General features: G+C 71.2%; 19 protein-coding genes. 10 read left to right on the forward strand and 9 right to left on the reverse strand.

Annotation, left to right across the window (positions count from 1 at the left end; translation table 11 throughout):
• From FFT10_RS20470 to murB, 3 genes are all read right to left on the reverse strand, one after another.
• Nucleotides 1-296 (reverse strand): transposase (locus FFT10_RS20470; protein WP_137734731.1); only part of this gene is annotated, 296 nt, incomplete at its 3' end.
• 176 nt (nucleotides 297-472) lie between these two features.
• The gene (phhA, locus tag FFT10_RS20475; RefSeq protein ID WP_137734732.1) at nucleotides 473-1,360 is read right to left on the reverse strand and encodes a phenylalanine 4-monooxygenase; all 888 of its coding nucleotides are present in this window, start codon (nucleotides 1,358-1,360) and stop codon (nucleotides 473-475) included.
• A gap of 6 nt (nucleotides 1,361-1,366) precedes the next feature.
• Nucleotides 1,367-2,419, reverse strand: a complete 1,053-nt coding sequence (murB, locus tag FFT10_RS20480) for a UDP-N-acetylmuramate dehydrogenase (protein ID WP_137734733.1) — start codon at nucleotides 2,417-2,419, stop codon at nucleotides 1,367-1,369.
• 146 nt (nucleotides 2,420-2,565) lie between these two features.
• On the opposite strand from murB, the gene FFT10_RS20485 reads away from it, so the two are divergent.
• From FFT10_RS20485 to FFT10_RS20525, 9 genes are all read left to right on the forward strand, one after another.
• Nucleotides 2,566-3,132 (forward strand): putative pterin-binding protein, encoded by a 567-nt coding sequence (locus tag FFT10_RS20485; RefSeq protein ID WP_137734734.1) that lies wholly within the window; start codon nucleotides 2,566-2,568, stop codon nucleotides 3,130-3,132.
• Between the two features lie 20 nt (nucleotides 3,133-3,152).
• Entirely contained in the window at nucleotides 3,153-5,579 is a 2,427-nt protein-coding gene (locus tag FFT10_RS20490; protein WP_137734735.1) for an ATP-binding protein, read from the forward strand.
• A gap of 73 nt (nucleotides 5,580-5,652) precedes the next feature.
• The gene (locus FFT10_RS20495) at nucleotides 5,653-6,153 is read left to right on the forward strand and encodes a YajQ family cyclic di-GMP-binding protein (protein WP_137734736.1); all 501 of its coding nucleotides are present in this window, start codon (nucleotides 5,653-5,655) and stop codon (nucleotides 6,151-6,153) included.
• The gene (locus FFT10_RS20500; protein WP_137734737.1) at nucleotides 6,153-6,797 is read left to right on the forward strand and encodes a retropepsin-like aspartic protease family protein; all 645 of its coding nucleotides are present in this window, start codon (nucleotides 6,153-6,155) and stop codon (nucleotides 6,795-6,797) included. The genes FFT10_RS20495 and FFT10_RS20500 overlap by 1 nt, the downstream gene beginning before the upstream one ends.
• A 160-nt stretch (nucleotides 6,798-6,957) precedes the next feature.
• Nucleotides 6,958-7,581, forward strand: coding sequence for an arylformamidase (gene kynB / locus FFT10_RS20505; RefSeq protein WP_137734738.1), 624 nt, complete (start codon nucleotides 6,958-6,960; stop codon nucleotides 7,579-7,581).
• Nucleotides 7,582-7,593: 12 nt separating this feature from the next.
• Nucleotides 7,594-8,898 (forward strand): kynureninase, encoded by a 1,305-nt coding sequence (kynU, locus tag FFT10_RS20510; protein ID WP_137734739.1) that lies wholly within the window; start codon nucleotides 7,594-7,596, stop codon nucleotides 8,896-8,898.
• Nucleotides 8,895-9,791 carry a tryptophan 2,3-dioxygenase gene (gene kynA, locus FFT10_RS20515; protein WP_137734740.1) on the forward strand — a complete coding sequence of 299 codons (897 nt, stop codon included), beginning with the start codon at nucleotides 8,895-8,897 and terminating at the stop codon, nucleotides 9,789-9,791. Before kynU ends, kynA begins: the two co-directional genes overlap by 4 nt.
• Before the next feature lie 158 nt (nucleotides 9,792-9,949).
• Entirely contained in the window at nucleotides 9,950-10,765 is an 816-nt protein-coding gene (locus tag FFT10_RS20520) for an ABC transporter substrate-binding protein (RefSeq protein ID WP_373282554.1), read from the forward strand.
• 18 nt (nucleotides 10,766-10,783) lie between these two features.
• A complete protein-coding gene (locus FFT10_RS20525; RefSeq protein WP_137734741.1) occupies nucleotides 10,784-12,964 on the forward strand; it encodes a cache domain-containing sensor histidine kinase in 2,181 nt (726 codons plus the stop codon).
• Between the two features lie 18 nt (nucleotides 12,965-12,982).
• On the opposite strand, the gene FFT10_RS20530 is transcribed toward FFT10_RS20525, so the two are convergent.
• The 6 genes from FFT10_RS20530 to FFT10_RS20555 all read right to left on the reverse strand — a co-directional run bounded on the left by FFT10_RS20530 (nucleotide 12,983) and on the right by FFT10_RS20555 (nucleotide 20,956).
• Nucleotides 12,983-13,789, reverse strand: a complete 807-nt coding sequence (locus FFT10_RS20530) for an HpcH/HpaI aldolase/citrate lyase family protein (RefSeq protein ID WP_137734742.1) — start codon at nucleotides 13,787-13,789, stop codon at nucleotides 12,983-12,985.
• Complete coding sequence (locus tag FFT10_RS20535) at nucleotides 13,786-15,141, reverse strand: MmgE/PrpD family protein (protein ID WP_137734743.1); 1,356 nt, start codon at nucleotides 15,139-15,141, stop codon at nucleotides 13,786-13,788. Before FFT10_RS20535 ends, FFT10_RS20530 begins: the two co-directional genes overlap by 4 nt.
• A gap of 11 nt (nucleotides 15,142-15,152) precedes the next feature.
• Entirely contained in the window at nucleotides 15,153-16,331 is a 1,179-nt protein-coding gene (locus tag FFT10_RS20540; protein ID WP_137734744.1) for a CaiB/BaiF CoA transferase family protein, read from the reverse strand.
• Entirely contained in the window at nucleotides 16,331-17,500 is a 1,170-nt protein-coding gene (locus tag FFT10_RS20545; protein ID WP_137734745.1) for an acyl-CoA dehydrogenase family protein, read from the reverse strand. The genes FFT10_RS20540 and FFT10_RS20545 overlap by 1 nt, the downstream gene beginning before the upstream one ends.
• A 118-nt stretch (nucleotides 17,501-17,618) precedes the next feature.
• Complete coding sequence (locus FFT10_RS20550; RefSeq protein ID WP_137734746.1) at nucleotides 17,619-18,437, reverse strand: PEP-CTERM sorting domain-containing protein; 819 nt, start codon at nucleotides 18,435-18,437, stop codon at nucleotides 17,619-17,621.
• 170 nt (nucleotides 18,438-18,607) lie between these two features.
• Nucleotides 18,608-20,956 carry a hybrid sensor histidine kinase/response regulator gene (locus FFT10_RS20555; RefSeq protein WP_137734747.1) on the reverse strand — a complete coding sequence of 783 codons (2,349 nt, stop codon included), beginning with the start codon at nucleotides 20,954-20,956 and terminating at the stop codon, nucleotides 18,608-18,610.
• Between the two features lie 150 nt (nucleotides 20,957-21,106).
• Here FFT10_RS20555 and FFT10_RS20560 point away from each other — a divergent pair, with 150 nt between their 5' ends.
• The gene (locus FFT10_RS20560; RefSeq protein ID WP_162520865.1) at nucleotides 21,107-21,760 is read left to right on the forward strand and encodes a response regulator transcription factor; all 654 of its coding nucleotides are present in this window, start codon (nucleotides 21,107-21,109) and stop codon (nucleotides 21,758-21,760) included.
• The last annotated feature ends 94 nt before the right edge of the window (nucleotides 21,761-21,854 follow it).

Genomic DNA, 21,854 nt, shown 5'->3' on the forward strand with positions numbered 1-21,854 from the left:
TCGTCAGGCAGCCGGTCGTCCCAGCCGCCGAGCCCTGCGAAATCGCGGAACAGCGGCACGTCGTGCAGCGCGTCTTCCATCGCCGGGTCGCTCAGGTTGAACCACTGCTGCATGAAGTGGATGCGCAACATCGCCTCGACGGGAAACGGCGGACGACCGCGACGGCCTTCGGGCATGTACGGCGACACCAGCGCGACCAGATCCGTCCACGGCACCACGCGCTCCATCTCGCTCAGAAACTCCCGCCGTCGCGTCCGCTTCGTCGACTGACCCAGACCCAGGCTCTGCTGCTTCATGGCCGGCATCGTCTCATCGGCTCACAGCGGGACCAAGCACATGGGCGACGGACTTTTGCAGACCGTCCCTAAGCGCCTGCGATCACCATGGGATCAAACCACAAGCCCTGCAAATCGTGGGATGGACAAGCTTCCGGCAGCATTGGCAGCAGACTTGACCGACCGCCACGCCGCGCCTACCCCCGCCGCGCCGCGTGGTAAGCCCCCGTCCCCCGCTTCACCACCCGATCCCCCACCCCGACCTCGCCCGGCGCCATCACCTCCGCCCCGCGTGTCTGCGCATACAACGGCGCAAAGTCGATGCGCGCCAGATCCAGCAGCGCGTCCAGGCTGTCGATGACGAAGTAGGTTTCCTGGAAGTCGTCGATGCGATAGTGGGTGCGCATCACCCGCGCCACGTCGAAGCCCAGGCGGTTGGGCGACGGGTCGTCCAGGCAGAAGCGGCTTTCGGTGGCCGACGAGGCGATGCCCGCGCCATAGATGCGCAGACCGTCGGCCTGCCGCACCAGGCCGAACTCCACCGTGTACCAGTACACCCGCGCCAGCATGTCCAGCACGCCCAGGCGCTGCGCCCGCAGGCCGCCTTCGCCGTAGGCCTGGATGAAGTCGGCCATGGCCGGGTGCATCAGCAGCGGCACATGGCCGAACACGTCGTGGAAGACATCGGGCTCTTCCAGGTAGTCCAGCTGGTGCGGCGCGCGGATGAACTGCCCGGCCGGGAAGCGCCGATTCGCCAGGTGCTCGAAGAACACCGCATCCGGCACCAGGCCGGGCACGGCCACCACCTGCCAGCCGGTGCGGCGCATCAGCGCGTCTGACAGGCGGCGGAAGTCGGGGATTTCATCGGCACCGATCGGCAGCGCCGCCATGCCCTGCACAAAGGCATCGCAGGCGCGGCCGGGCAGCAGCTTGGTCTGGCGTTCGAACAGCGTCTTCCAGGTGGCGTGCTGGGCCGGGGTGTAGGCGGCCCAGTCCTGGTCGATGGTCCAGTCGGCGCGGGCCGGAGCGGCGCCGTCACCGGCGGCCAGGCCGTGCTTGGGGGAGTCAGCAGCGGGCCCGGCCATGCTGCCTCACACCACCACCGGCTCCGGCTCCAGGCGGATGCCGAAGCGGCCGTACACACTCTCCTGGATGGCGCGGGCCAGCGTCATCACCTCGGCACCGGTGGCGCCGCCGCAGTTCACCAGCACCAGGGCCTGGCGCTCGTACACGCCGGCATTGCCCACGCGCTTGCCCTTCCAGCCGCAGGCGTCGATCAGCCAGCCCGCCGCCAGCTTGAAGCGGCCGTCGGCCAGCGGGTAGTGCACGATGTGCGGGTCGCGTCCGATGATGTCGCGGCACTGCTCGGCGCTGACCACCGGGTTCTTGAAGAAGCTGCCGGCATTGCCGATGGCCCGCCAGTCGGGCAGCTTGGCGCTGCGGATGGCGCACACCCAATCAAACACGGTGCGCGCGTCGGGCGTGTGGTTGCCGGTCTCGGCCATGCGGCGCTCGATGTCCAGGTAGCCCAGCACCGGCTGCCAGGGCTTGGGCAGGCGCAGGCGCACCCGGGTGATCACGCTCTTGCCTTCCAACCCGCCCTGCGCTGCCGGCTGCTTGAACACGCTGTGCCGGTAGCCGAAGTGGCAGCGCGCGGCATCCAGCGTCACGCTGCGGCCGGTCACCAGGTCCACCGCGTCCAGGCTGTCGAAGCGGTCGGCCAGCTCCAGGCCGTAGGCGCCGATGTTCTGCACCGGCGCCGCGCCCACGGTACCCGGGATCAGCGCCAGGTTCTCCAGCCCGGGCAGGCCCTGGTCCAGCGTCCAGGCCACGGCATCGTGCCAGGTCTCGCCGGCGCCGAATTCCACGATCCAGGCATCCTCCCGCTCGGCCACCAGACGCCGGCCGGGCACGGCCACGCGCAGCACGACGGCGGCCGGGTCGCGGGTCAGCACCAGGTTGCTGCCACCGCCCAGCACCAGCTTGGGCGCGCGGCCCAGTTCGGGGTGATCGAGCACGCGGCGCACGTCGGCATCGCCGTGGATGGTGACCAGGGTGTGCGCCACCGCCGGCAGGCCGAAGGTGTTCAGCGCGCGCAGGTTGGCCAGGCGGGCGATCTCCAGCGTGGGTGGCGAGGACGGCATGGCCGGATTCTGACCGACAGCCGCCACCTCCGGGCTGCACGACGGAACTGGGCCGCCGTGGTCGGGTTGTTCGGCGGCTGAGCGGGGGCTCGGGTGTCGGACACTCTCGCATCAGCCGTGTCCGCACCACCCTACAGGATTCCGCCATGTCCCAGCTGCCGCCCGCTTCCGCACCGCTGCTCCCGGCCCGCCAGGGCCTGCCCTCGCCGACGCGCCGCCGCACGCTGCGGCTGGGCCTGGCCGCCGCCACGCTGCTGGCCACCGGCGGCGCCCGCGCGTTGGCGGCGCCCAAGGGCAAGGTGGTGCTGTCGGTGGTGGGCACGCTCAGCCAGGCCAATGCCGGTGCGCGCGCCGATTTCGACATGGCCATGCTCGAGGCCCTGCCGCAGCACAGCTTCACCACCAGCACGCCCTGGTTCAAGGAGCCCAAGCGCTTCAGTGGTCCGCTGCTGCGTGATGTGCTGGCCGCCGCCGGCGCCAAGGGCACGGCCCTGCGCGCGGTGGCGCTGAACGACTACAAGGTGGAGATCCCGGTGGAAGACGCGCTGCGCCACAAGGTGCTGCTGGCCACCCGGCTCGATGGCCAGCCGATGCCGGTGCGCGAGAAGGGCCCGCTGTTCATCATCTACCCCTACGACGAAAGCGCCGATCTGCGCAGCGAGCGCTACTACAGCCGCTCGGCCTGGCAGCTGCGCACGCTGGAAGTGCGCTGAGCAGTCCCCACCCCTTGCCGATGCAGCCACCGCGCCCGCCACGCCCGCCCCGCCAGGACTGGCAGCGCCCCAGCGGCTGGCTGCTGGCCACCGGCGTGGGCCTGGTGCTGGCGCTGGCGGCCATCGGCTGGGTGCAGTGGCGCCAGGTGTCGCTGCTCAGCGGCACGGTGCGCTACGAGGGCGACAACCTGGTCTGGAGCTTCTTCCAGGTCGAAAGTGAATTCCTGCAGTTGCGTGACCTGCTGCGCGAGGCCCAGCTGGAGCCCGGCGACACCGTGCGCGAGCCGGTCACCGAGCGGGTGCGCCAGCGCTTCGAGCTGTTTGCCAGCCGGCTGCCGCTGGTGCAGCCGCAGCGGGTGGCGCATCTGGTGGACTTCGGCCAGGAGCATGTGCTGACCATGGCCGCGCTGGATGCCTTCGTGCGCAAGCACGATCCGGTGCTGGGCGAGGCCGCCACCCGGCCGCTGACGCAGCAGGCCGCGGTGGCCGCGCTGGCCGATCTGTCGACGCTGTTCGCGCCCATCCACGACCTGACGCTGCGCGCCAACCAGCGCATCGCCGAGAACGTGGGCGACCGCAACGACGCGGTGCGCGACCAGGCCCGCCTCAGCATGGGCTTGACGGCCTTCCAGAGCGTGCTGACGCTCACCTTCGCGCTGCTGACGGCACGGCAGTTCCGCAGCCTGCTGCGCCGCCGGCGCGAGCTGCAGCAGGTGGCCAACAACCTGCAGGAAGCCCGCGCCGAGGCCGAGGCCGCCAGCCAGGCCAAGAGTGCCTTCCTGGCCAACATGAGCCATGAGCTGCGCACCCCGTTCAACGGCGTGCTGGGCATGCTGGCCCTGCTCGACAGCGACCGGCTCGACGCCGAGCAGGCCGACTACCTGCGCACCGCCCGCGAATCGGCCACCCACCTGCTGGACCTGCTGAACGACATCCTCGACATCAGCAAGCTCGAAAGCGGCCGGCTCGACATCGTGCCCCACGCGCTGGACTTCCACCGCCTGCTGCGTGATGTGCAATCGCTGATGGCGCTGTCGGCCGAGGCCAAGGGCCTGGACCTGCGGGTGCATGTGGCGCCCGAGGCGCCCGAATGGGTGATGGCCGACGGCAAGCGGCTCAAGCAGATCCTGTTCAACCTGATGTCCAACGCGGTGAAGTTCACCGACGAAGGAGAGGTCTCGCTGACCGTCAGCACCCGGCCGGCACCGGCCGATGCGCTGGGCGATGCGCCGATGCACGAGCTGCGCTTCGTGGTGCGCGACACCGGCATCGGCATGAGCGAGGCGATGCGGGCGCGGCTGTTCCAGCGTTTCAGCCAGGGCGACGACAGCACCTCGCGCCGCTTCGGCGGCACCGGCCTGGGGCTGGAGATCTCGCGCAGCCTGGCCCGCATGATGGGCGGCGACATCACCGTCGACAGCAAGCCGGGCCAGGGCTCGGTGTTCACCCTCAGCCTGGACCTGCCCGGCGCACGGCCCGACCGGCTGGAGGCGCTGACCGCCCCAGGCGAGCTGCTGCCGATCGAACCCGCCGACGGCGGCGATGCCGGCGAAGGGCTGGACCTGCTGGTGGCCGACGACCACCCGGTGAACCGCAAGTTCCTGGCCATCCTGCTGCGCCGCATGGGCCACCGGGTGCGCCTGGCCAGCAACGGCGCCGAGGCCGTGGCCATGGTGACGGCACAGGTGCCCGACCTGGTCTTCATGGATGTGCACATGCCGGTGCAGGACGGCCTGCAGGCCACCCGCGCGCTGCGCACCGGGCCGGCGCCGATGAACAAGGTGCCCATCGTGGCGCTGACCGCCGACGCCTTTGCCGACACGCGCCAGCGCGTGCTCGAGGCCGGCATGAACAATTTCCTGTCCAAACCGGTGCAGCCGGACGATATCGAGGCATTGCTCAGCGCCTTGTTCGGCGCGCGTGCCCAAGGGCCGCGTGCCGGCGCAGGCGAATTCGACGACTCTGGCCTGGCGCCGCTGGCGTTGGACAACCCACCCGCCACCGCCTCTGCCCCCGTGCCTGCCACCAACCTGCCGCCCCCCCCAGCCGCTGCCCCGGCAGCGGCGCGGCGGCGATTCCGCGCCAGCGACGTGGCGCTGCACCTGGACATGGCGGTGATCGGCGACCTGTGCGTCGGCGTCACCCTGTCGGGTTACCAATCGGTGCTGGCCGGCTTCTTCAGCGATGAATCCGGCAGCTCGGCCAACCTGCTGGCCGCGCTGGACCGTGGCGAAACCGCGGTGCTCAAGAGCCTGGCCCATGCGGTCAAGGGTGCGTCAGCCAGCCTGGGCCTGCGCGCGGTGAATGCGCTGGCCCTGAAGATCGAAGCCGAGGGTGCCGGCTACGGCCCCGACGACTGCGCCGCCGCCGCCGCCCAGCTGCGCGAGTTGCTCGACACCGGCCGTGCGCTGCTGCAGCGCATGGGCTTCGCCGGCACCGCGCTGTAGCCCCGGGCGGCCGCCTGCCGGCCACCCCTGCGTGGCAAAATCCAGGCCGTTGCCCGCCTCCCAGAGCCCTGCCATGCCCAGCTTCGACACCGTGCTTGAACCCAACCTGGTGGAGCTGCGCAACGCGGTGGACCAGAGCAACAAGGAGATCGGCACCCGCTTTGATTTCAAGGGCTCGGCGGCCAAGATCGAGAGCGTGGAGGCCGGCAAGGACCGCAGCCTGCAACTGCATGCCGACAGCGATTTCCAGATCGCCCAGGTGCGCGACATCCTCACCAGCAAGCTGACCAAGCGCGGCGTGGACATCCGCTTCCTCGACTTCAGCGCCAAGATCGAGAAGATGGGTGGCGACAAGGTGCGGCAGACGGTCACCGTCAAGCAGGGCATCGACAGCGAGACGGCCAAGAAGATCCAGGGCATCGTCAAGCAGAGCAAGCTGAAGGTGCAGGCCGCCATCCAGGGCGACAGCGTGCGCATCACCGGCGGCAAGCGTGACGACCTGCAGGCCGCCATTGCACTGCTGAAGAAGGACGTCACCGACGTGCCGCTGGCGTTCAACAACTTCCGCGATTGATGCGCCGCGCGGCCGTCACCCTGGTGCTGGCGGCCATGGCCGCCGGTGCGGCCGCCCAGTCGGTCAGCCTGCAGGGCAGCATGGGGGCCCACAAGGCACTGCTGGTCATCGACGGCCAGCCGCAGATGCTGGCCGTGGGCGCCAGCGCCCGTGGCGTGACACTGCGGCGCCTGGGCGACGGTGAAGCCGAGGTGGAGGTGGGCGGCCAGGTGCGGCTGCTGCGCCTGGGCGCGGCGCCCTCCCGGGTGGGCACGGGCGGCGGCACGGCCGAGGGCAGCGGCAGCATCGTGCTGCCGATGGGCAGCGGCGGACACTTCAGCGCAGCCGGCACCATCAACGGCAAGCAGGTGACCTTCCTCGTCGACACCGGCGCCACCAGCGTGGCGCTGAGCCAGTCGGAAGCCAACCGCATCGGCTTGGACTGGAAGCGCGGCCGCCCGGGCTTGACCCACACGGCCAACGGCACAGTGCCGGTCTACGCGGTGAACCTGACCTCGGTGCGGGTGGGCGACGTGGAGATCGCCAACGTGGCCGGCGTGGTGGTGCCGTCGGACATGCCGGTGGTGCTGCTGGGCAACAGCTTCCTCAACCGCTTCAACATGCGCCGCGACAACGACGTGATGCGGCTGGAGAAGAAGCCCTGAGCTTCGCTTTGGGCTCGTTGCGGAAATTGGTTTCTGCGCGATCGCGCTGAAGATGGCGAACCGGCAAGTTCCGCTTCGAGCCCGAAGCTGCCAACCATCCCAGACCGAGCAGCAATTTGCTTTAGTTGTCAATTAAACAGCTGGCAACTATGATTCCCGGATGCGACGCCTCTGGGACATCTCTCCGCCTGTGCAGCCGGGCTCGCCGGTGTTTCCGGGTGATGCGCCTTATCAGCAAACCTGGGGTGCCACGCTGTCGGCCGATTGCCCTGTGAACGTGGCCACGCTGACGCTCAGCCCGCACACCGGGGCCCATGCCGATGCGCCGCTGCACTACAGCGCCGATGGCGCCGCCGTCGGCGCGCTGGATCTGGCACCCTTCCTTGGTCACTGCCGCGTCATCCATGCCATCGGCTGCGGGCCGCTGGTCACCTGGCAGCACCTGCAGCATGCGCTGCACCAGCTGCCGCCGCGGGTGCTGGTGCGCACCTATGCCCGCCAGCCCACAGATTGGGACGGCGCGCTCAGTGCCTATGCGCCCGACACCGTCAGCCGGCTGGCCGATGCCGGCGTGCAGTTGATCGGCATCGACACCGCCAGCATCGACCCCGCCGACAGCAAGGCCCTGCCCAGCCATCAGGTGATCCGCGCCCGCGGCCTGCGGGTGCTGGAGAACCTGGTGCTCGACGACGTGCCCGAGGGCGACTACGAGCTGATCGCCCTGCCGCTGAAGCTGATGACGGCCGATGCGTCACCCGTGCGTGCCGTGCTGCGCGCCCTCTGAAAGATGCCACCGATGACCACCCGACACGATGCCCTGGCGCTGGACGCCGATGACGCCCTGGCCCCGCTGCGCCAGCTTTTCCAGATCCCCGACGGACTGGTCTACCTGGATGGCAACTCGCTGGGCGTGCTGCCCCGCGCCACCGCCACCCGTGTGGCCCAGGTGGTGTCGCAGGAATGGGGCGAGGGCCTGATCGGCAGCTGGAACGCCGCCGGCTGGATGGCGCTGCCGCAGCAAATCGGCGACAAGATCGCGCCACTGGTGGGCGTGGGCGCCGGCGAGTTGGTGGTGGCCGATTCGACCAGCGTCAACCTGTTCAAGGTGCTGTCGGCCGCGCTGGCGCTGCAGCGCGCGGCCGATCCGGCGCGGACCGTGGTCGTCAGTGAACGCAGCAACTTCCCCACCGACCTCTACATCGCCGAAAGCCTGGGCCGCCAGCACGGCTGCACCCTGCACCTGGTCGACCGGCCCGAGGACATCCCCGCCGCCCTCGGCCCCAGCACCGCGGTGCTGATGCTCACCCAGGTCAACTACCGCAACGGCCGGCTGCATGACATGGCTGCGCTCAGCGCCGCCGCCCATGCCGCTGGCGCGCTGACGGTGTGGGACCTGGCCCACTCCGCCGGCGCGGTGCCGGTGGCACTGGCCGCCGACGGCGCTGACTTTGCGGTGGGCTGTGGCTACAAGTACCTCAACGGCGGCCCCGGCGCGCCGGCCTTCTGCTGGGCCCATCCGCGCCATGCCAGCCAGGCCTGGCAGCCGCTGGCCGGCTGGCACGGCCATGCCGCGCCGTTCGCCTTCGAGCCGGGCTACCAGCCGGCGCCGGGCATCACCCGCTACCTCTGCGGCACGCCGCCGGTGCTGGCCATGGCCGCGCTGGAATGCGGCGTCGACACCCTGCTGGCAGCCCGGCCGCTGGGCGGCATGGCGGCCATCCGCGCCAAGTCGCTGGCGTTGACACGGCTGTTCATCGACCTGGTGCAGCAGCGCTGCGGTGGGCACGGCCTGCAGTTCGCCTCGCCCGATGTCGATGCCCAGCGCGGCAGTCAGGTCTGCCTGGCCTTCTCGGCTGACAGCGCCGCCGGCCAGGCCGGCGCCGCATTTGCGGTGGTGCAGGCGCTGATCGCCCGCCGCGTGGTGGGCGATTTCCGCGCCGGCGATGCGAAGGACGGCCTGCCCGACATCCTGCGCTTCGGCGTCACCCCGCTGTACACCCGCTTTGCCGATGTGTGGGATGCGGTGGAACAGCTGCGCCAGGTGCTGGAGACCGGCGAGTGGCGCGAGGCCCGCTTCAACCAGCGCGGGGTGGTGACATGAGCGGTTGCCCGTTCGGCCATGGCGCCGATGGCGACGCCGCCGCGCCCACGCCGGCGCCGCCGGCCGCCGACCTGCAACGGCACGAGGGCGCGCAGCTCGACTTCAGCGCCGACATGAGCTACGGCGACTACCTGCACCTGGACGCGGTGCTCAGCGCCCAGCACCCGCTGTCGCCGGCACACGACGAGATGCTGTTCATCGTGCAGCACCAGACCAGCGAGCTGTGGATGAAGCTGATGTTGCACGAGCTGCGCGCCGCCGTCGCCGCCATCGCTGCCGACCAGCTGCCCACCGCCTTCAAGATGCTGGCGCGGGTCAGCCGCATCATGGAACAGCTGGTGCATGCCTGGGATGTGCTGGCCACGATGACGCCGCCCGAGTACAGCGCCATCCGGCCCTACCTGGCGCGGTCCAGCGGCTTCCAGAGCTGGCAGTACCGCTGCATCGAGTTCCTGCTCGGCAACAAGAACGCCGCGATGCTGCAACCCCATGCCCACAGCCCGCAGCGTCTGGCCGAAGTGGAGGCCGCCTGGCGCGCGCCGTCGCTCTACGACGAGGCGCTGCGCCTGATGGCCCGCCGCGGCCTGGCGGTGCCCGCCAGCCACACCGACCGCGACTGGACGCGCCCGTATGCCGCCAGCGACGCGGTCGAGCAGGCTTGGCTGGTGGCCTACCGGGCCCCCGAGGCCCACTGGGACCTGTACCAGCTGGGCGAGGAGCTCACCGACCTGGAAGACGCCTTCCGGCTCTGGCGCTTTCGCCACCTCACCACCGTCACCCGCATCATCGGCATGAAGACCGGCACCGGCGGCACCAGCGGCGCCGGCTACCTGCGCCGCATGCTCGACGTGGAACTGTTCCCCGAGCTCTGGAAGCTGCGCACCGACCTGTGAGGCCGGCACGGCCGCAGATGCCGTGCAAAAGCCCGGCTGATCCAGCGTTCATTTTGATCATTTCAGACCGGCCCGCGCCCTGCGGCCCGGCCGGCGGTGCGACACTGGCGGTTGTGTCTGCCCCACCCGCGCCGCCGCCCCGCCGGCGCCCGCCCGCGATGATGCGCACCCTGACTGCCCGCCTGTTCCACCCGTTGCCCATGCTGGCGGCCACGCTGGCCCTGGCCGCCGTGGCACCAGCGGCACTGGCCGGCCCGGTGCTCGACCGCATCCAGGCGGCCGGCGCGCTGAAGGTCTGCATCTGGCCCGACTACTATGGCATCACCTGGCGCAACCCGCGCACCCAGCAGCTGACCGGCATCGACATCGAGCTGTCGGCCGAGCTGGCGCGGGACATGAAGCTGAAGCTGGAGTACGTCGAGTCTTCCTTCCCCAAGCTGATCGAGGACCTGATCAGCGACCGCTGCGACATCGCCATGCATGCGGTGGCCGTGCTGCCGGCGCGCGCCGAGAAGCTGAAGTTCTCGCAGCCCTACCTGCAGAGCGACATCTACGGCATCACCACCCGCAGCCACCGCATCAAGACCTTCGAGGACATCGACCAGCCGGGCATGCAGGTGGCGGTGCAGGCCGGCACCTTCATGGAGCCGGTGATGGCCGCCGCGCTGAAGCAGGCCAAGCTGGTGGTGGTGAAGCCGCCGCAGACCCGCGAGCAGGAGCTGGAAGCCGGCCGCGTGGATGTGTTCATGACCGACTTCCCGTACAGCCGGCGCCTGCTCGACAACGCCGACTGGGCCCGCCTGGTGTCGCCCACCAAGGCCTTCCATGCCCTGCCCTATGCCTATGCGGTGAAACCGGGCGACGAAGCCTGGCTGCGGCGGGTGGACGAGTTCGTCGCCAACATCAAGCGCGACGGCCGGCTGGAGGCCGCCGCCCGGCGCCACGGGCTGACCGAGATCGTGGTGCGCAAGTAGCGCGCCGCCGGTGCCGCGATGACGCCTGGCGCCACCGCCAGCCCGAGCGCCCCGCTGCCGGCGTGGCTGCACAGCCGCTGGCTGCTGGGCGCCAGCGGCGCGGTGGCCGGCCTGGTGGTGGCCGCGGCGCTGGGCTTCATGGCCTACGAACGGCGCGAGCTGGAGGAGAACACCACCGAACAGGGCGCCCTGTACGCCCGGGTGCTGGAGGACCACGCCAACCGCACCTTCAATGCCGTCGACCTGGCCATGGGCGCCACGCTGGAGGCCGCCCGCCTGCAGCGCCAGCAAGGCCAGGGCATGCAGCTGTCGCCGCTGCTGCAGCAGTCGATCCAGGCCCTGCCCTTCCTGCGCAGCATCAGCCTGCTCGATGCCCAGGGCCGCGTGGTGGCCAGCTCGGCGCCGGGCAACCTGGGGCTGCAACTGCAGCGCAGCCGGCTGCTGACGGCGCCGGCCACCAGCGGCCTGGGGCCACTGCTGCCGGGGCGTGACCTGGCCGAGCTGGTCGCCCTGCCAGCCGACACCGAACTGGCCCGCCACAGCGGCGCCCGACTGATCCCGCTGCTGCTGCCGCTGCGGCCCGACGCCGACAGCGACTGGCTGGTGGCCGCCATCAACCCCGACTACTTCGCCAACCAGTACGACCTGCTGCTGCAGGGCACGCCGCTGAGCGCCTCGCTGCTGTCCTACGGCGGCCAGCTGCTGGTGCCCTCGGCCGCCAGCCGGCGCGCGCCGGGCAGCTGGCTGAAACAGGATCCGCTGTTCACCCAGGCACTGCCCGCCGGTCGCGAGCACGGCCTGCGGCTGGGCCCGGGCCTGGATAGCGCGCCGATGTACCTGGCCTGGCGCACCGCCCGCCGCCAGCCGCTGGTGGTGGTGGTGGAGACACCCGCGGCGGTGCCGCAGGCCCAGCTGCGCGAGATCGGCCTGAACGTGGCCGGCGGCTCGCTGCTGCTGCTGCTGGGGCTGGGCGCCGTCACCTTCGTGGCCTGGCGCAGCCTGCGCAGCCACGAGGCGGTGCGCATCGACCTGCAGGCCGCCCGCGGCAGCCTGGCGGCGCAGGACGCCTTCACCGACCGGCTGTTCCAGGTCAGCCCGATCCCGATGGTGGTGAAGGACGCCCGCGGCCGCTTCCTGCGCGTCAACCAGGCCTGGGAGGCACTGACCGGCATCTCAGCCGAGCGCGCCATCGGCCAGAACCTGGGCCGGCTGTACCCGCCGCAGCTGGCCGCCCCGCACGAGGCGCAGGAGCAACTGGCCATCGCCGCGCACCAGACCGTGGCCTACGAGGAGCAGATCCTCGACAACGACGGCCTGCCCCGCGACGTGATGCTGCGGGTGACGCCCTTCGTCGACGCCGGCGGCGAGGTGGCCGGCGTGATCATCTGCCTGATGGATGTGACCGAGTTCCGCGAGGTGGCCCAGCGCACCACCGAGGCCAAGGAGGCCGCCGAACGCAGCAACGCCGCCAAGAGCGAGTTCCTGGCCAACATCAGCCATGAGCTGCGCACGCCGCTGCAGTCCATCCTGGGCTTCTCCGAGCTGGGCGAGGCGCGCGGCAGTGCACAACCGCGGCTGCAGGGCATGTTCGCCAGCATCCACAGTGCCGGCCAGCGCATGCTGGTGCTGGTGAACAACCTGCTGGACCTGTCGCGGCTGGAATCCACCGTGGGCGAGATCCAGCGTGTCGCGCAGGACATCACCCCGGCGCTGCGTGCGGTGGCCGACGAGCTGCAGGGCCTGGCCCAGGCCCGCACGCTGCGGCTGCAGCTGCCGCCGCCCGGCGCGCCAGGGCTGTGGGCCGCGGCCGATGCCTTTCGCCTGCAGCAGGTGCTGCGCAATGTGCTGGCCAACGCCATCCGGTTCGCGCCCGAGGGCAGCACCATCCACATCGACTGGCAGGCCGAGCCGGGCGGCACGCACCGCATCAGCGTGCGCGACCAGGGCCCCGGCATCCCGCAGGCCGAGCTGGACAGCATCTTCGAGGCCTTCGTGCAGAGCAGCCGCACCAAAGACGGATCGGGCGGCACCGGCCTGGGCCTGGCGATCTGCCGAAAGATCATGGACGGCCACGGCGGCCGCATCAGCGCCCGCAACCACCCCGGCGGCGGCGCGGTGTTCGAGCTGGAGCTGCCGGCACTGACCGAGCCGGAGGCGCTGGCCGCCCAGGCCATGGCGCGGGCCAGGGCGCCGGCCTGAAGCCAGGCTGCGCCGGCTTCAGCTGGCTTCGCGCAGGATGGCTTCGGCGCGCAGCAGCACCGGCTTGTCGACCATCTTGCCGTCCACCGCCACCGCGGCGCCGCCGGCCGCGGCTGCGGCGGCCAGCACCCGCTGGGCCCAGGCACGCTCGACATCGCTGGGGGCCATGCCGGCGTTCACCGCGCCCACCTGCTTCGGGTGGATGCACAGCTTGCCGGCAAAGCCCAGGCGGCGGGCGCGGGCCACGTCCTGCTGCAGCCGGTCGGCATCGTCGATGGCGGTGCTGACGCCATCCACCGGCGCACCGATGCCGGCCAGCCGCGAGGCCAGCACCAGCTGCAGGCGGAACGGCAGCAGTTCCTCCTCGGTGGCATCCTTCAGGCCCAGGTCCACCTGCAGGTCGATCGAGCCGAAGGCCAGGCGCCAGACGCCCGGGGCGCGGGCGATGGCATCCAGGTTGGCGATGCCCGCCGCGCTTTCCACCAGCGGCAGCAGGCCGCGGGCACCGGCGGCACGCACCTGGGCCAGGGTATCGGGCCGCTCGGCCTTGGGCAGCATCACACCGGCCACGCCGGGGGCACCGCACAGCGCCAGGTCGGCCTGGAACCACGGCGTCTCGGCGCTGTTGATGCGGACGATCACCGCATGCTCCGGTCGGAGCCACGCCGCCAGCGTGGCGCGGGCGGACTCCTTGTCGGGCGGCGCCACCGCGTCTTCCAGGTCGATGATCACCGCGCTGGCGCCGGCGGCCAGGGCCTTGTCGAAACGGTCGGCCCGATGGCCGGGCACGAACAGCAGGCTGCGCTGCAGCGGCGCGCCGCTCATGCCAGGAAGCGCGGCACGGTCGTGGCCTGCGCCAGGCCCCAGACCTGCTGGATCACCGTCTGCATCTCGGCCGCAGTCGCACCGCCGCGGTAGGCGGCCAGGCGCTGGGCCTTGTCTTCCAGCTCGGCTCGGCTCAGGGTGTTGCCGGGGTCGCCCTTGGGCTCGTCCACCCGGGCGGCCAGCTGGCGGCCGTCGGTGGTGGTGACCTGCACCTTGCCGATCCAGCGCGCCGGGTAGGCGGTGTCCACCTCGGCATCCAGCACCATGCTGACCTTGTCGCGGAAGGCCACCACCGGCGCGGCCTTGTAGTCGGCATCGAACTCGGTCAGGCCGGCAAAGCCCTTCACCGCCACCAGGCCCAGCACCGTGCCCATCGAGAACTTGGCCTGGTGCACCGTCTGCGGGTCGACCACCGGGCCCAGCACGTCGATGGCGCCCTGGTGCACCTGCGTCACCACCTTGGCCACCTGGTCGGCGGCGATGCGGTGCTCGCGCATCAGGGTCTGCAGCGCATCGGCCGCCGGGTGGGTGTGGCGGCAACTGGCGTGGTACTTGAACGAGGTCTCGGCCAGCGCCCAGCGCTGCCCCAAGCCATCGGCCAGCTTGGCGGCATCGCTGTCGCTGCTCATGCCGGCGGCCATGCCCTGCTTGCCGTCGAAGATGGCCTGCGCGCCGGTGAAGCCGTCGGCCGCGAGGTAGGCCGCGGTCAGCCCGGCGCCGGCGGCGTGCGCGGTGTGCAACTGCTTGCTGTCGGCCGCGGTGCGCAAGAACTCCCACAGCCCCGCCGCCTGCGTGCCGGCCGAGCCGAAGGCATGGCGCATCTGGGTGGCGTCCAGCTTCAGCAGCCAACCGACCGCCGCCGCGGCGGCGATGGTGCCGGCCGTGCCGGTGGTGTGGAAGATCCGGTAGTGCGAGCGGCCAAGGAACTCACCCACCCGGATGCCGACCTCGTAGCCCACCACGCTGGCGGTCAGCAGATCGGCCCCGCTGGCGCCGATGGCCTGGGCCACGGCGAGCGCCGGCGGAAACACCACCGCCGCCGGGTGGAACACGCTGCCGTTGTGCACGTCGTCCTGCTCGGCGAAGTGCGAGGCCGCGGCGTTGGCCACCGCCGCCACCAGCGGGCTGCTGCTGCTGCGGTCGATCAGGATCTGGCTGGGCCCGCTGTCCGGCCCCATGCGGCGCATGAAGCGGGTGATGCTCTCCACCGGCCGCGCACCCTTGCCAGCCAGCGCCGAGGCGAACCAATCGAGGTACAGGTCTTCGGCCCGGCGCAGCACCGGCGCGGGGATGTCGCTGAACTTCAGGCTGGCGGCGAACTGCGCCAGCTGGGCGGTGGTGTCGGTGGTCATGCGGTGTCTCCTCAGACGGTGCCGGCGCCTGCCAGGGCGTCGATCTGTTGTTCGGTGTAGCCCAGGCCGACCAGAACGCTGCGCGTGTGCTGGCCCAGGGCGGGAACTGCATCCATGCGGGCGTCGGTGCAGCCGGGCGGCAGGAGCGCCGGCACCGGGCCGGCGGGCGTGGCCACCTCGGTCCAGCGGCCGCGCGCCTGCAGCTGCGGATGGGCCCAGACATCGGCCATGGTGTTGACCTGGGCATTGGCGATGCCGGCGGCATCCAGCCGCTCGACCACCTGGGCGGCCGTCAGCGGCGCAAAGGTCTGCTCGATCAGCGCGCGCAGCTCGGCCCGTGCCGCGGTGCGCTTGGCGTTGGCGTTGAAGCGCTCATCCGTCGCCAGTGCGGGCTGCTGCAGCACCTGCTGGCAGAAGCTGACCCATTCCCGCTCGTTCTGCAGGCCCAGCATCACTGTCTTGCCGTCGCCGGTGGCGAACGGGCCGTAGGGGTAGATGGTGGCGTGCGCCGCGCCGGCGCGCGGCGGCGGCGTGGCGCCGTCGTACGCGTAGTACAGCGGGTAGGTCATCCACTCGGTCATTGCCTCGAGCATGCTCACGTCGATGTGGCGGCCCTTGCCCGTGCGGCCACGCTGCAGCAGCGCGGTCAGGATGTTGGTGTAGGCGTACATGCCGGCGGCGATGTCGGCGATGCTGCAGCCGGCCTTGCTGGGTTCATCCGGTGTGCCGGTGATCGAGACAAAGCCCGACTCGCTCTGGATCAGCAGGTCGTACGCCTTCTTGTCGCGGTAGGGGCCGTCTTCCCCGTAGCCCGAGATGTCGCAGACGATCAGCTTGGGGTAGCGCTGGCTGAGCACCGCATAGGACAGCCCCATGCGCGCCGCCGCACCCGGCGCCAGGTTCTGAACCAGCACGTCGGCCTCGGCCAGCAGCTTGTCCAGGATCTCGGGCGCGGCCTCAGCCTTCAGGTCCAGGCTCAGGCTTTCCTTGCTGCGGTTGGTCCAGACGAAGTGGCTGGCCAGCCCGTTGACCCGCGTGTCGTAGGCGCGGGCGAAGTCACCGACACCCGGCCGCTCGACCTTGATCACCCGCGCGCCCTGGTCGGCCAGCTGGCGGGTGCAGAACGGCGCAGCGATCGCGTGTTCCAGCGTGACGACGGTGATGCCTTCCAGGGGCAATGGGCCGGCCATCAGAAGCTCCGCGGCAGGCCCAGCACATGCTCGGCCACGTAGCTCAGGATCAGGTTGGTGCTGATCGGCGCCACCTGGTACAGCCGGGTCTCGCGGAACTTGCGCTCCACGTCGTATTCGCAGGCGAAGCCGAAGCCGCCGTGGAACTGGATGGCCGCATTGGCCGCCTCCCAGCTGGCCTTGGCCGCCAGGTACTTGGCCATGTTGGCCTCGGCGCCGCAGGGCAGGTGCGCGTCGAACAAATCGCAGGCCTTCCAGCGCATCAGGTTGGCGGCTTCCACCTCGATGTAGGCCTCGGCGATGGGGAACTGCACGCCCTGGTTCTGGCCGATCGGCCGGCCGAACACCACCCGCTCGCTGACGTACTTGCTGACCCGGTCGATGAACCAGTAGCCATCGCCGATGCACTCGGCGGCGATCAGCGTGCGCTCGGCGTTCAGGCCGTCCAGGATGTACTTGAAGCCCTGGCCCTCCTCGCCGATCAGGTTCTCGGCCGGGATCTCCAGGTTCTCGAAGAACAGCTCGTTGGTCTCGTGGTTGACCATGTTCGGGATCGGCCGCACATCCAGGCCCTTGCCGATGGAATCACGCAGGTCGACGATGAAGATCGACATGCCCTCGCTCTTCTTCTTCACGTCCGACAGCGGCGTGGTGCGGGCCAGCAGGATCATCAGGTCACTGTGCTGGATGCGGCTGATCCACACCTTCTGGCCATTGACCACGTAGCGGTCGCCCTTCTTCAGCGCCGTGGTCTTGATCTTGGTGGTGTCGGTGCCGGTGGTGGGCTCGGTCACGCCCATGCTCTGCAGGCGCAAGGCGCCGGTGGCAATCTGCGGCAGATACAGCTCCTTCTGCGCCTTGGAGCCGTGGCGCAGCAGGGTGCCCATGTTGTACATCTGGCCATGGCAGGCGCCGGAGTTGCCGCCGCAGCGGTTGATCTCCTCCATGATCACGCTGGCCTCGGCCAGGCCCAGGCCCGAGCCGCCGTACTCCTGCGGGATCAGCGCGGCCATCCAGCCGGCCTTGGTCAGCGCGTCGACGAAGGCCTCGGGGTAGGCGCGGCGGCTGTCGACCTCGCGGTGGTAGCTGTCGGGAAACTCGGCGCACAGGGCGCGCACGGCGTCGCGGATCTCGGTGTAGCTGCGGTCTTGCGGGGCGGTGGTCGTCATGGCGGTGGGCAGGCTGGACAGACCTGCACTGTGCCGCCATCACCGGCGGCGCGCCATTCTCATTTGCGCAACCGGGGCTTCCGGTGGGCGGAAGCGCGCCGGCGCGCGGGCGCGCGACTCAACGGCGGCGTCGCGCCGCCAGCGCCAGGCCGCCCAGACCGACCAGCATCAGCAGCAGCGCCTGCGGCTCGGGCACCACGCTGGCCGGCAGCACTGCACCCGAGGCGGCGGCGAAATTGGCCGCCAAGGCCTGACCATGGGCATCGAAGGCCTGCAGCCCCACCAGGGTCCAGGTGTGGGAGAAGTCAGCCACAGCACCAGCGGCATAGGCGTTGATCGTCCAGCCGATCTGGTAGGTGGCCCGGCTGCCGAAGATCACCGGCAGTTCCCAGCTGGCCATGGCATCCACGGTGGTGTCGCGGAAGGCACGGTGCCGCAGCAGGGTGACGACTTCGGGCGCGCCGAAGAAGTCCGTCGTCAGCGGCAGGAACGACAGGTTGGTGGAGCCATACACCGGATCGGACTTGGCATGGTAGGCGGCAAAGTAGAGGTCGGTCTGGGCCGACATCTGCCCATCGAAGGCCACGCTGAAGCGCACCGTGCCCGCGGTGCCGGCCAGCCTGGTGTCGGTCGGTGTGGCGAGCAGCGCGTCCTGGATGATGTTGCCGGCGTGGTAGTCGCCAGCCGGCGCCGTGCTGGCCACGCGGATGGCCGCCTTCATCGAGGTGAAGGTGGTGGTGGCCTGGGCGCTGGCCTCGGCGGTGTCGCAGGACTTGCTGCCCCCCGGACTCTGCCCGCTGCTGGAACTGCTGGGGTCGCAGTCTGCAAAGGTGTAGACGTAGCTGCCCCAGTTCAGGGCCTGTGCCTGGGCAGCCACCGTGCTGCCTGCCAGCACCGCTGCCGCCGCAGCGGCGCGCAGGATCATCCATCGTTTCATCGGTTCAGCCTTGGTTGGGATCGGTCGTGTCGCGGCGCGGCCCGGTGTCTCCGGGCCGCCGCCCTTGTGCGGGGTGCACACGCCACTGCGCACCATGTTGGCAGCGTGACCCACGGGCACCATCGGCCATACGGCCGACCCCCCTCCATCCCGGGGGCTGCCGCCCTGGGTCAGTCCGCCAGGCCGCGCTTCAGCGCCTGCAGCAGCGCGGCGGCCTGCACCGGCTTGTGCAGCAGCACGGTACCGGGCTGCGCCTGGGCCGCCAGATCGGCCGCGCCGGTGTCGCCGGTGAGCAGCAGCGCGGGCACCGGGCCGCAGTGCGCACGCAGCTGCGCAATGGCCTGCAGACCGTCGCCGTCAGGCAGGCGCCAGTCGGTCAGCAGCAGTTCGGGACTCTGGGCCGGAACCTGCAGTTGCCGGTGCAGCGCGGCCAGGCTGTCCAGGGCACACACCTGCGCACCCCAGGCCGCCAGGCGGCTGGCCAGGGCGTCGCGCACCACCGGGTCATCGTCCAGCAGCCACAGTTGGCGACCCGCCAGCGGCTGGCCGGCCGGGGCTGGCAGGTCGGGCGGGGCCGAGGCCAGACCAGGCGCCAGCGGCAGCGTGATGCTGAAGGCGCTACCCCGCCCAGGCACCGAGCGCAGCGCCAGCGGATGGCCCAGCAGGTCGACTGCGCGGCGCACGATGGCCAGGCCCAGGCCCTGGCCCTGGCTGCGGTCACGCCCGGGGTTGTGCAACTGCACGAAAGGCTCGAACACCCGCTGCTGCTGGTCGGCCGGGATGCCGATGCCGGTGTCCAACACCTGCAAGCGCACACCCGCCGCACCCTGGCGGCGCGCGGCCACCAGCACACCGCCGCGGCGGGTGTGGCGCAGCGCATTGCCCACCAGATTGCGCAGCACCTGGTCGAGCAGCAGCGGGTCGCTGTCGACCGCCAGATCGGTGGACCGCAGGCGCAGCTGCAGGCCGCGCGCCTGGGCGTCGGCCTGGTGGTGCAAGGCCAGCGCGTCGAACAGCGGCTGCAGGGCCACCGGCCGGCGCTGCGGCGCATCGGTCGGGCTGTCCAGGCGCGACAGGTCGAGCAGGCCGCGCAGCAGGTCTTCCAGCGCCCGCACCGCGGCCTGCACGCGGTCGAGCATGCCGGCCTGGGCGGCATCGGGGGCCCGTTCACGCGCCAGGCCCACCAGCAGACCGATGGCGGCCACCGGCTGGCGCAGGTCATGGCTGGCGTCGGCCAGGAAGCGGGTCTTGGCAGCGTCGGCCGCCTGCAGCGCCAACGTGCGCTCGGCCACGCGCGCCTCCAGCCGGACCGCCAGGTCTTCGCTGACGGCCAGGGCGCGCACCAGGCGGCGGATCAGCACCAGGGCGAAGCTGACGCAGCCCAGTGGCACCACCAGCGGCAGCCAGTAGCTGCCGGTGATCGGCAGCTGGCCGTGAAGGAACAGGTAGTCGTGCACGCCGGCGGCCACCACCGCGGCCAGGCCGGTCACCAGCGCCGCCAGCGCCGGGCCGGGCGCGCGCCGCAGGCCGCGCAGCAGCTGCAGCATGGCCAGCCCGCCCAGCAGCATCAGCAGCGGGTAGACCCAGCGCCGCAGCAGCTGCAGCTCGCCCGCCAGGGCGAACAGCCCGCCCAGCAGCGGCAGCAGCAGGCCCAGCCCCCACAGCAGCCGGCGGGTGCGCGGCAGCCGGGCTTCGGTCAGCGCGATGACGAACAGCCCCAGCAGCAGCACGCTGGCGCACTGGGCGCTGAAGAACAGCAGATCGCCCAGCGGGCTGGGCAGCGGCGTGGCGTCGACGGTGTAGCTGTAGTTGCGCAGCGACAGCAGCAGCCACAACACGCCGAACAGGCCGATGGCCTGCTCCTGCCGGCGCTGCAGCCACACCAGCAGCAGGAAGCCGGCGAGCGCGCCCCCGGCCACGTTCATCACCTGCGGCAAGGTGTGGTCGAGCAGGCGGGCGCGGTCGTAGCGCGGCCCCAGCTGCGCGCTGGGGCCGATCAACAGCGCCGACATGCCGGCACGCGCCGCCAGCCGCCACTGCACGTCGATGCGGTTGTCGCCGGCCTGCAGCAGCTGCGCCGGAAACTCCACCAGCGCCGACACCACCCGCGGCACCCCGGTGTCGGCCGCCACCACGCCACGCTGCTGCACCAGCACGCCGTTGATGCGGATGCTGTGCACATTGCTCAGGCGGTCGATGCGCAGCGCCCACACGCCCTGCGGCGCCTGCGCCAGGCGCAGCAGCAACCGGTAGTGGCCCTGGCCGGCCAGCGGCAGACCGCGGCTGGCCCAGGTGTCGGGCAGAGCCACCGGCGTCCAGGAGGCCGGGCCCGGCCGGTCCAGCTGCACGAAGTCGGCCTGGTCCAGACGCAGCGCCTGGTGGGCCGCCGCCTGCGCCTGCACGGCCAAGGGCAGGCCGGCAAGCAGCAGGGCCCAGGCCACGGCCAGCAGCCAGCACCAGCGCAGCAGGCGGGTGTGGCCGGTGCAAGGCAGCGTGATGGAGGGTGCCGAAGGCAGCATCGGGGCCTGGGGTGTCGGCCCGGCCGCGGGACACGGAACCTGAACTTGCATTGTGCCGGCCGCCCGCCACCGGTTCTGACCCCAGGCCGGCACGCCCGCTGGGGCCCGGGTAGCATGCGCCCCGCCCGCCGCCGGGTGCGATCGATTGCAATGCATTCCCATCTGACCCTGCTGCTGGTCGACGACCACGTCCTGCTCCGCGAAGCCCTGGCCCTGCTGCTGGAACACACCTGGCCCGGCGTTCAGGTGCTGCAGGCCGGCGACCTGGAAAGTGCCTGCCAGCTGGCCGACAGCCACCCCGAACTGCAGCTGGTGCTGCTCGACCTGGGCCTGCCCGATGCCCAGGGCCTGCGCAGCCTGCAGGTGCTGCAGGCGCGGGCGCCATGGGCGCGGCATGTGGTGCTGTCGGCCCATGACCAGCCGGCGCTGGTGCTGCAGGCCATCGAGACCGGCGCGGCCGGCTTCATCCCCAAGACCGCCGACCTGCGCCAGATGCAGGGCGCGCTGCAATGCGTGCTGGCAGGCGGCATCAGCCTGCCGGCCGGCCTGGCCGCGCCGGCCGGCAGTGGCGCGCCGTCCGTGGTGCTGACCCCACGCCAGCAGGAGGTGCTGGGCCTGCTGATCGACGGCCACTCGAACAAGGCCATCTGCCGCCGCATGGGGGTCGCGAACTCCACGGTGAAGACCCACCTCGAGGCCATCTTCCGCGCCCTGGGCGTCAACTCGCGGGCGCAGGCGGTGGTGGCCGCTTCGCGGCTGGGGCTGCAGCTGCCGCTGGCGCCAGCACCGGCACCGCTGCGCTGAGGCGCGTCGCCAGCCGTCCTCAAGCCTCACGACAGGCTGCCCGGCCACGTCGTGCACTTGCACGATGTCCGGGCACAGGCCACTTCCGATGATC

The organism is Pseudaquabacterium pictum (genome assembly GCF_005403045.1).
Lineage (GTDB): Bacteria > Pseudomonadota > Gammaproteobacteria > Burkholderiales > Burkholderiaceae_C > Pseudaquabacterium > Pseudaquabacterium pictum.

Coding starts and splice junctions, on each gene's coding strand:
- phhA (WP_137734732.1), bottom strand. CDS start 1,360: ATGGCCGGGCCCGCTGCTGACTCCCCCAAGCACGGCCTGGCCGCCGGT.
- murB (WP_137734733.1), bottom strand. CDS start 2,419: ATGCCGTCCTCGCCACCCACGCTGGAGATCGCCCGCCTGGCCAACCTG.
- FFT10_RS20485 (WP_137734734.1), top strand. CDS start 2,566: ATGTCCCAGCTGCCGCCCGCTTCCGCACCGCTGCTCCCGGCCCGCCAG.
- FFT10_RS20490 (WP_137734735.1), top strand. CDS start 3,153: ATGCAGCCACCGCGCCCGCCACGCCCGCCCCGCCAGGACTGGCAGCGC.
- FFT10_RS20495 (WP_137734736.1), top strand. CDS start 5,653: ATGCCCAGCTTCGACACCGTGCTTGAACCCAACCTGGTGGAGCTGCGC.
- FFT10_RS20500 (WP_137734737.1), top strand. CDS start 6,153: ATGCGCCGCGCGGCCGTCACCCTGGTGCTGGCGGCCATGGCCGCCGGT.
- kynB (WP_137734738.1), top strand. CDS start 6,958: ATGCGACGCCTCTGGGACATCTCTCCGCCTGTGCAGCCGGGCTCGCCG.
- kynU (WP_137734739.1), top strand. CDS start 7,594: ATGACCACCCGACACGATGCCCTGGCGCTGGACGCCGATGACGCCCTG.
- kynA (WP_137734740.1), top strand. CDS start 8,895: ATGAGCGGTTGCCCGTTCGGCCATGGCGCCGATGGCGACGCCGCCGCG.
- FFT10_RS20520 (WP_373282554.1), top strand. CDS start 9,950: ATGATGCGCACCCTGACTGCCCGCCTGTTCCACCCGTTGCCCATGCTG.
- FFT10_RS20525 (WP_137734741.1), top strand. CDS start 10,784: ATGACGCCTGGCGCCACCGCCAGCCCGAGCGCCCCGCTGCCGGCGTGG.
- FFT10_RS20530 (WP_137734742.1), bottom strand. CDS start 13,789: ATGAGCGGCGCGCCGCTGCAGCGCAGCCTGCTGTTCGTGCCCGGCCAT.
- FFT10_RS20535 (WP_137734743.1), bottom strand. CDS start 15,141: ATGACCACCGACACCACCGCCCAGCTGGCGCAGTTCGCCGCCAGCCTG.
- FFT10_RS20540 (WP_137734744.1), bottom strand. CDS start 16,331: ATGGCCGGCCCATTGCCCCTGGAAGGCATCACCGTCGTCACGCTGGAA.
- FFT10_RS20545 (WP_137734745.1), bottom strand. CDS start 17,500: ATGACGACCACCGCCCCGCAAGACCGCAGCTACACCGAGATCCGCGAC.
- FFT10_RS20550 (WP_137734746.1), bottom strand. CDS start 18,437: ATGAAACGATGGATGATCCTGCGCGCCGCTGCGGCGGCAGCGGTGCTG.
- FFT10_RS20555 (WP_137734747.1), bottom strand. CDS start 20,956: ATGCTGCCTTCGGCACCCTCCATCACGCTGCCTTGCACCGGCCACACC.
- FFT10_RS20560 (WP_162520865.1), top strand. CDS start 21,107: ATGCATTCCCATCTGACCCTGCTGCTGGTCGACGACCACGTCCTGCTC.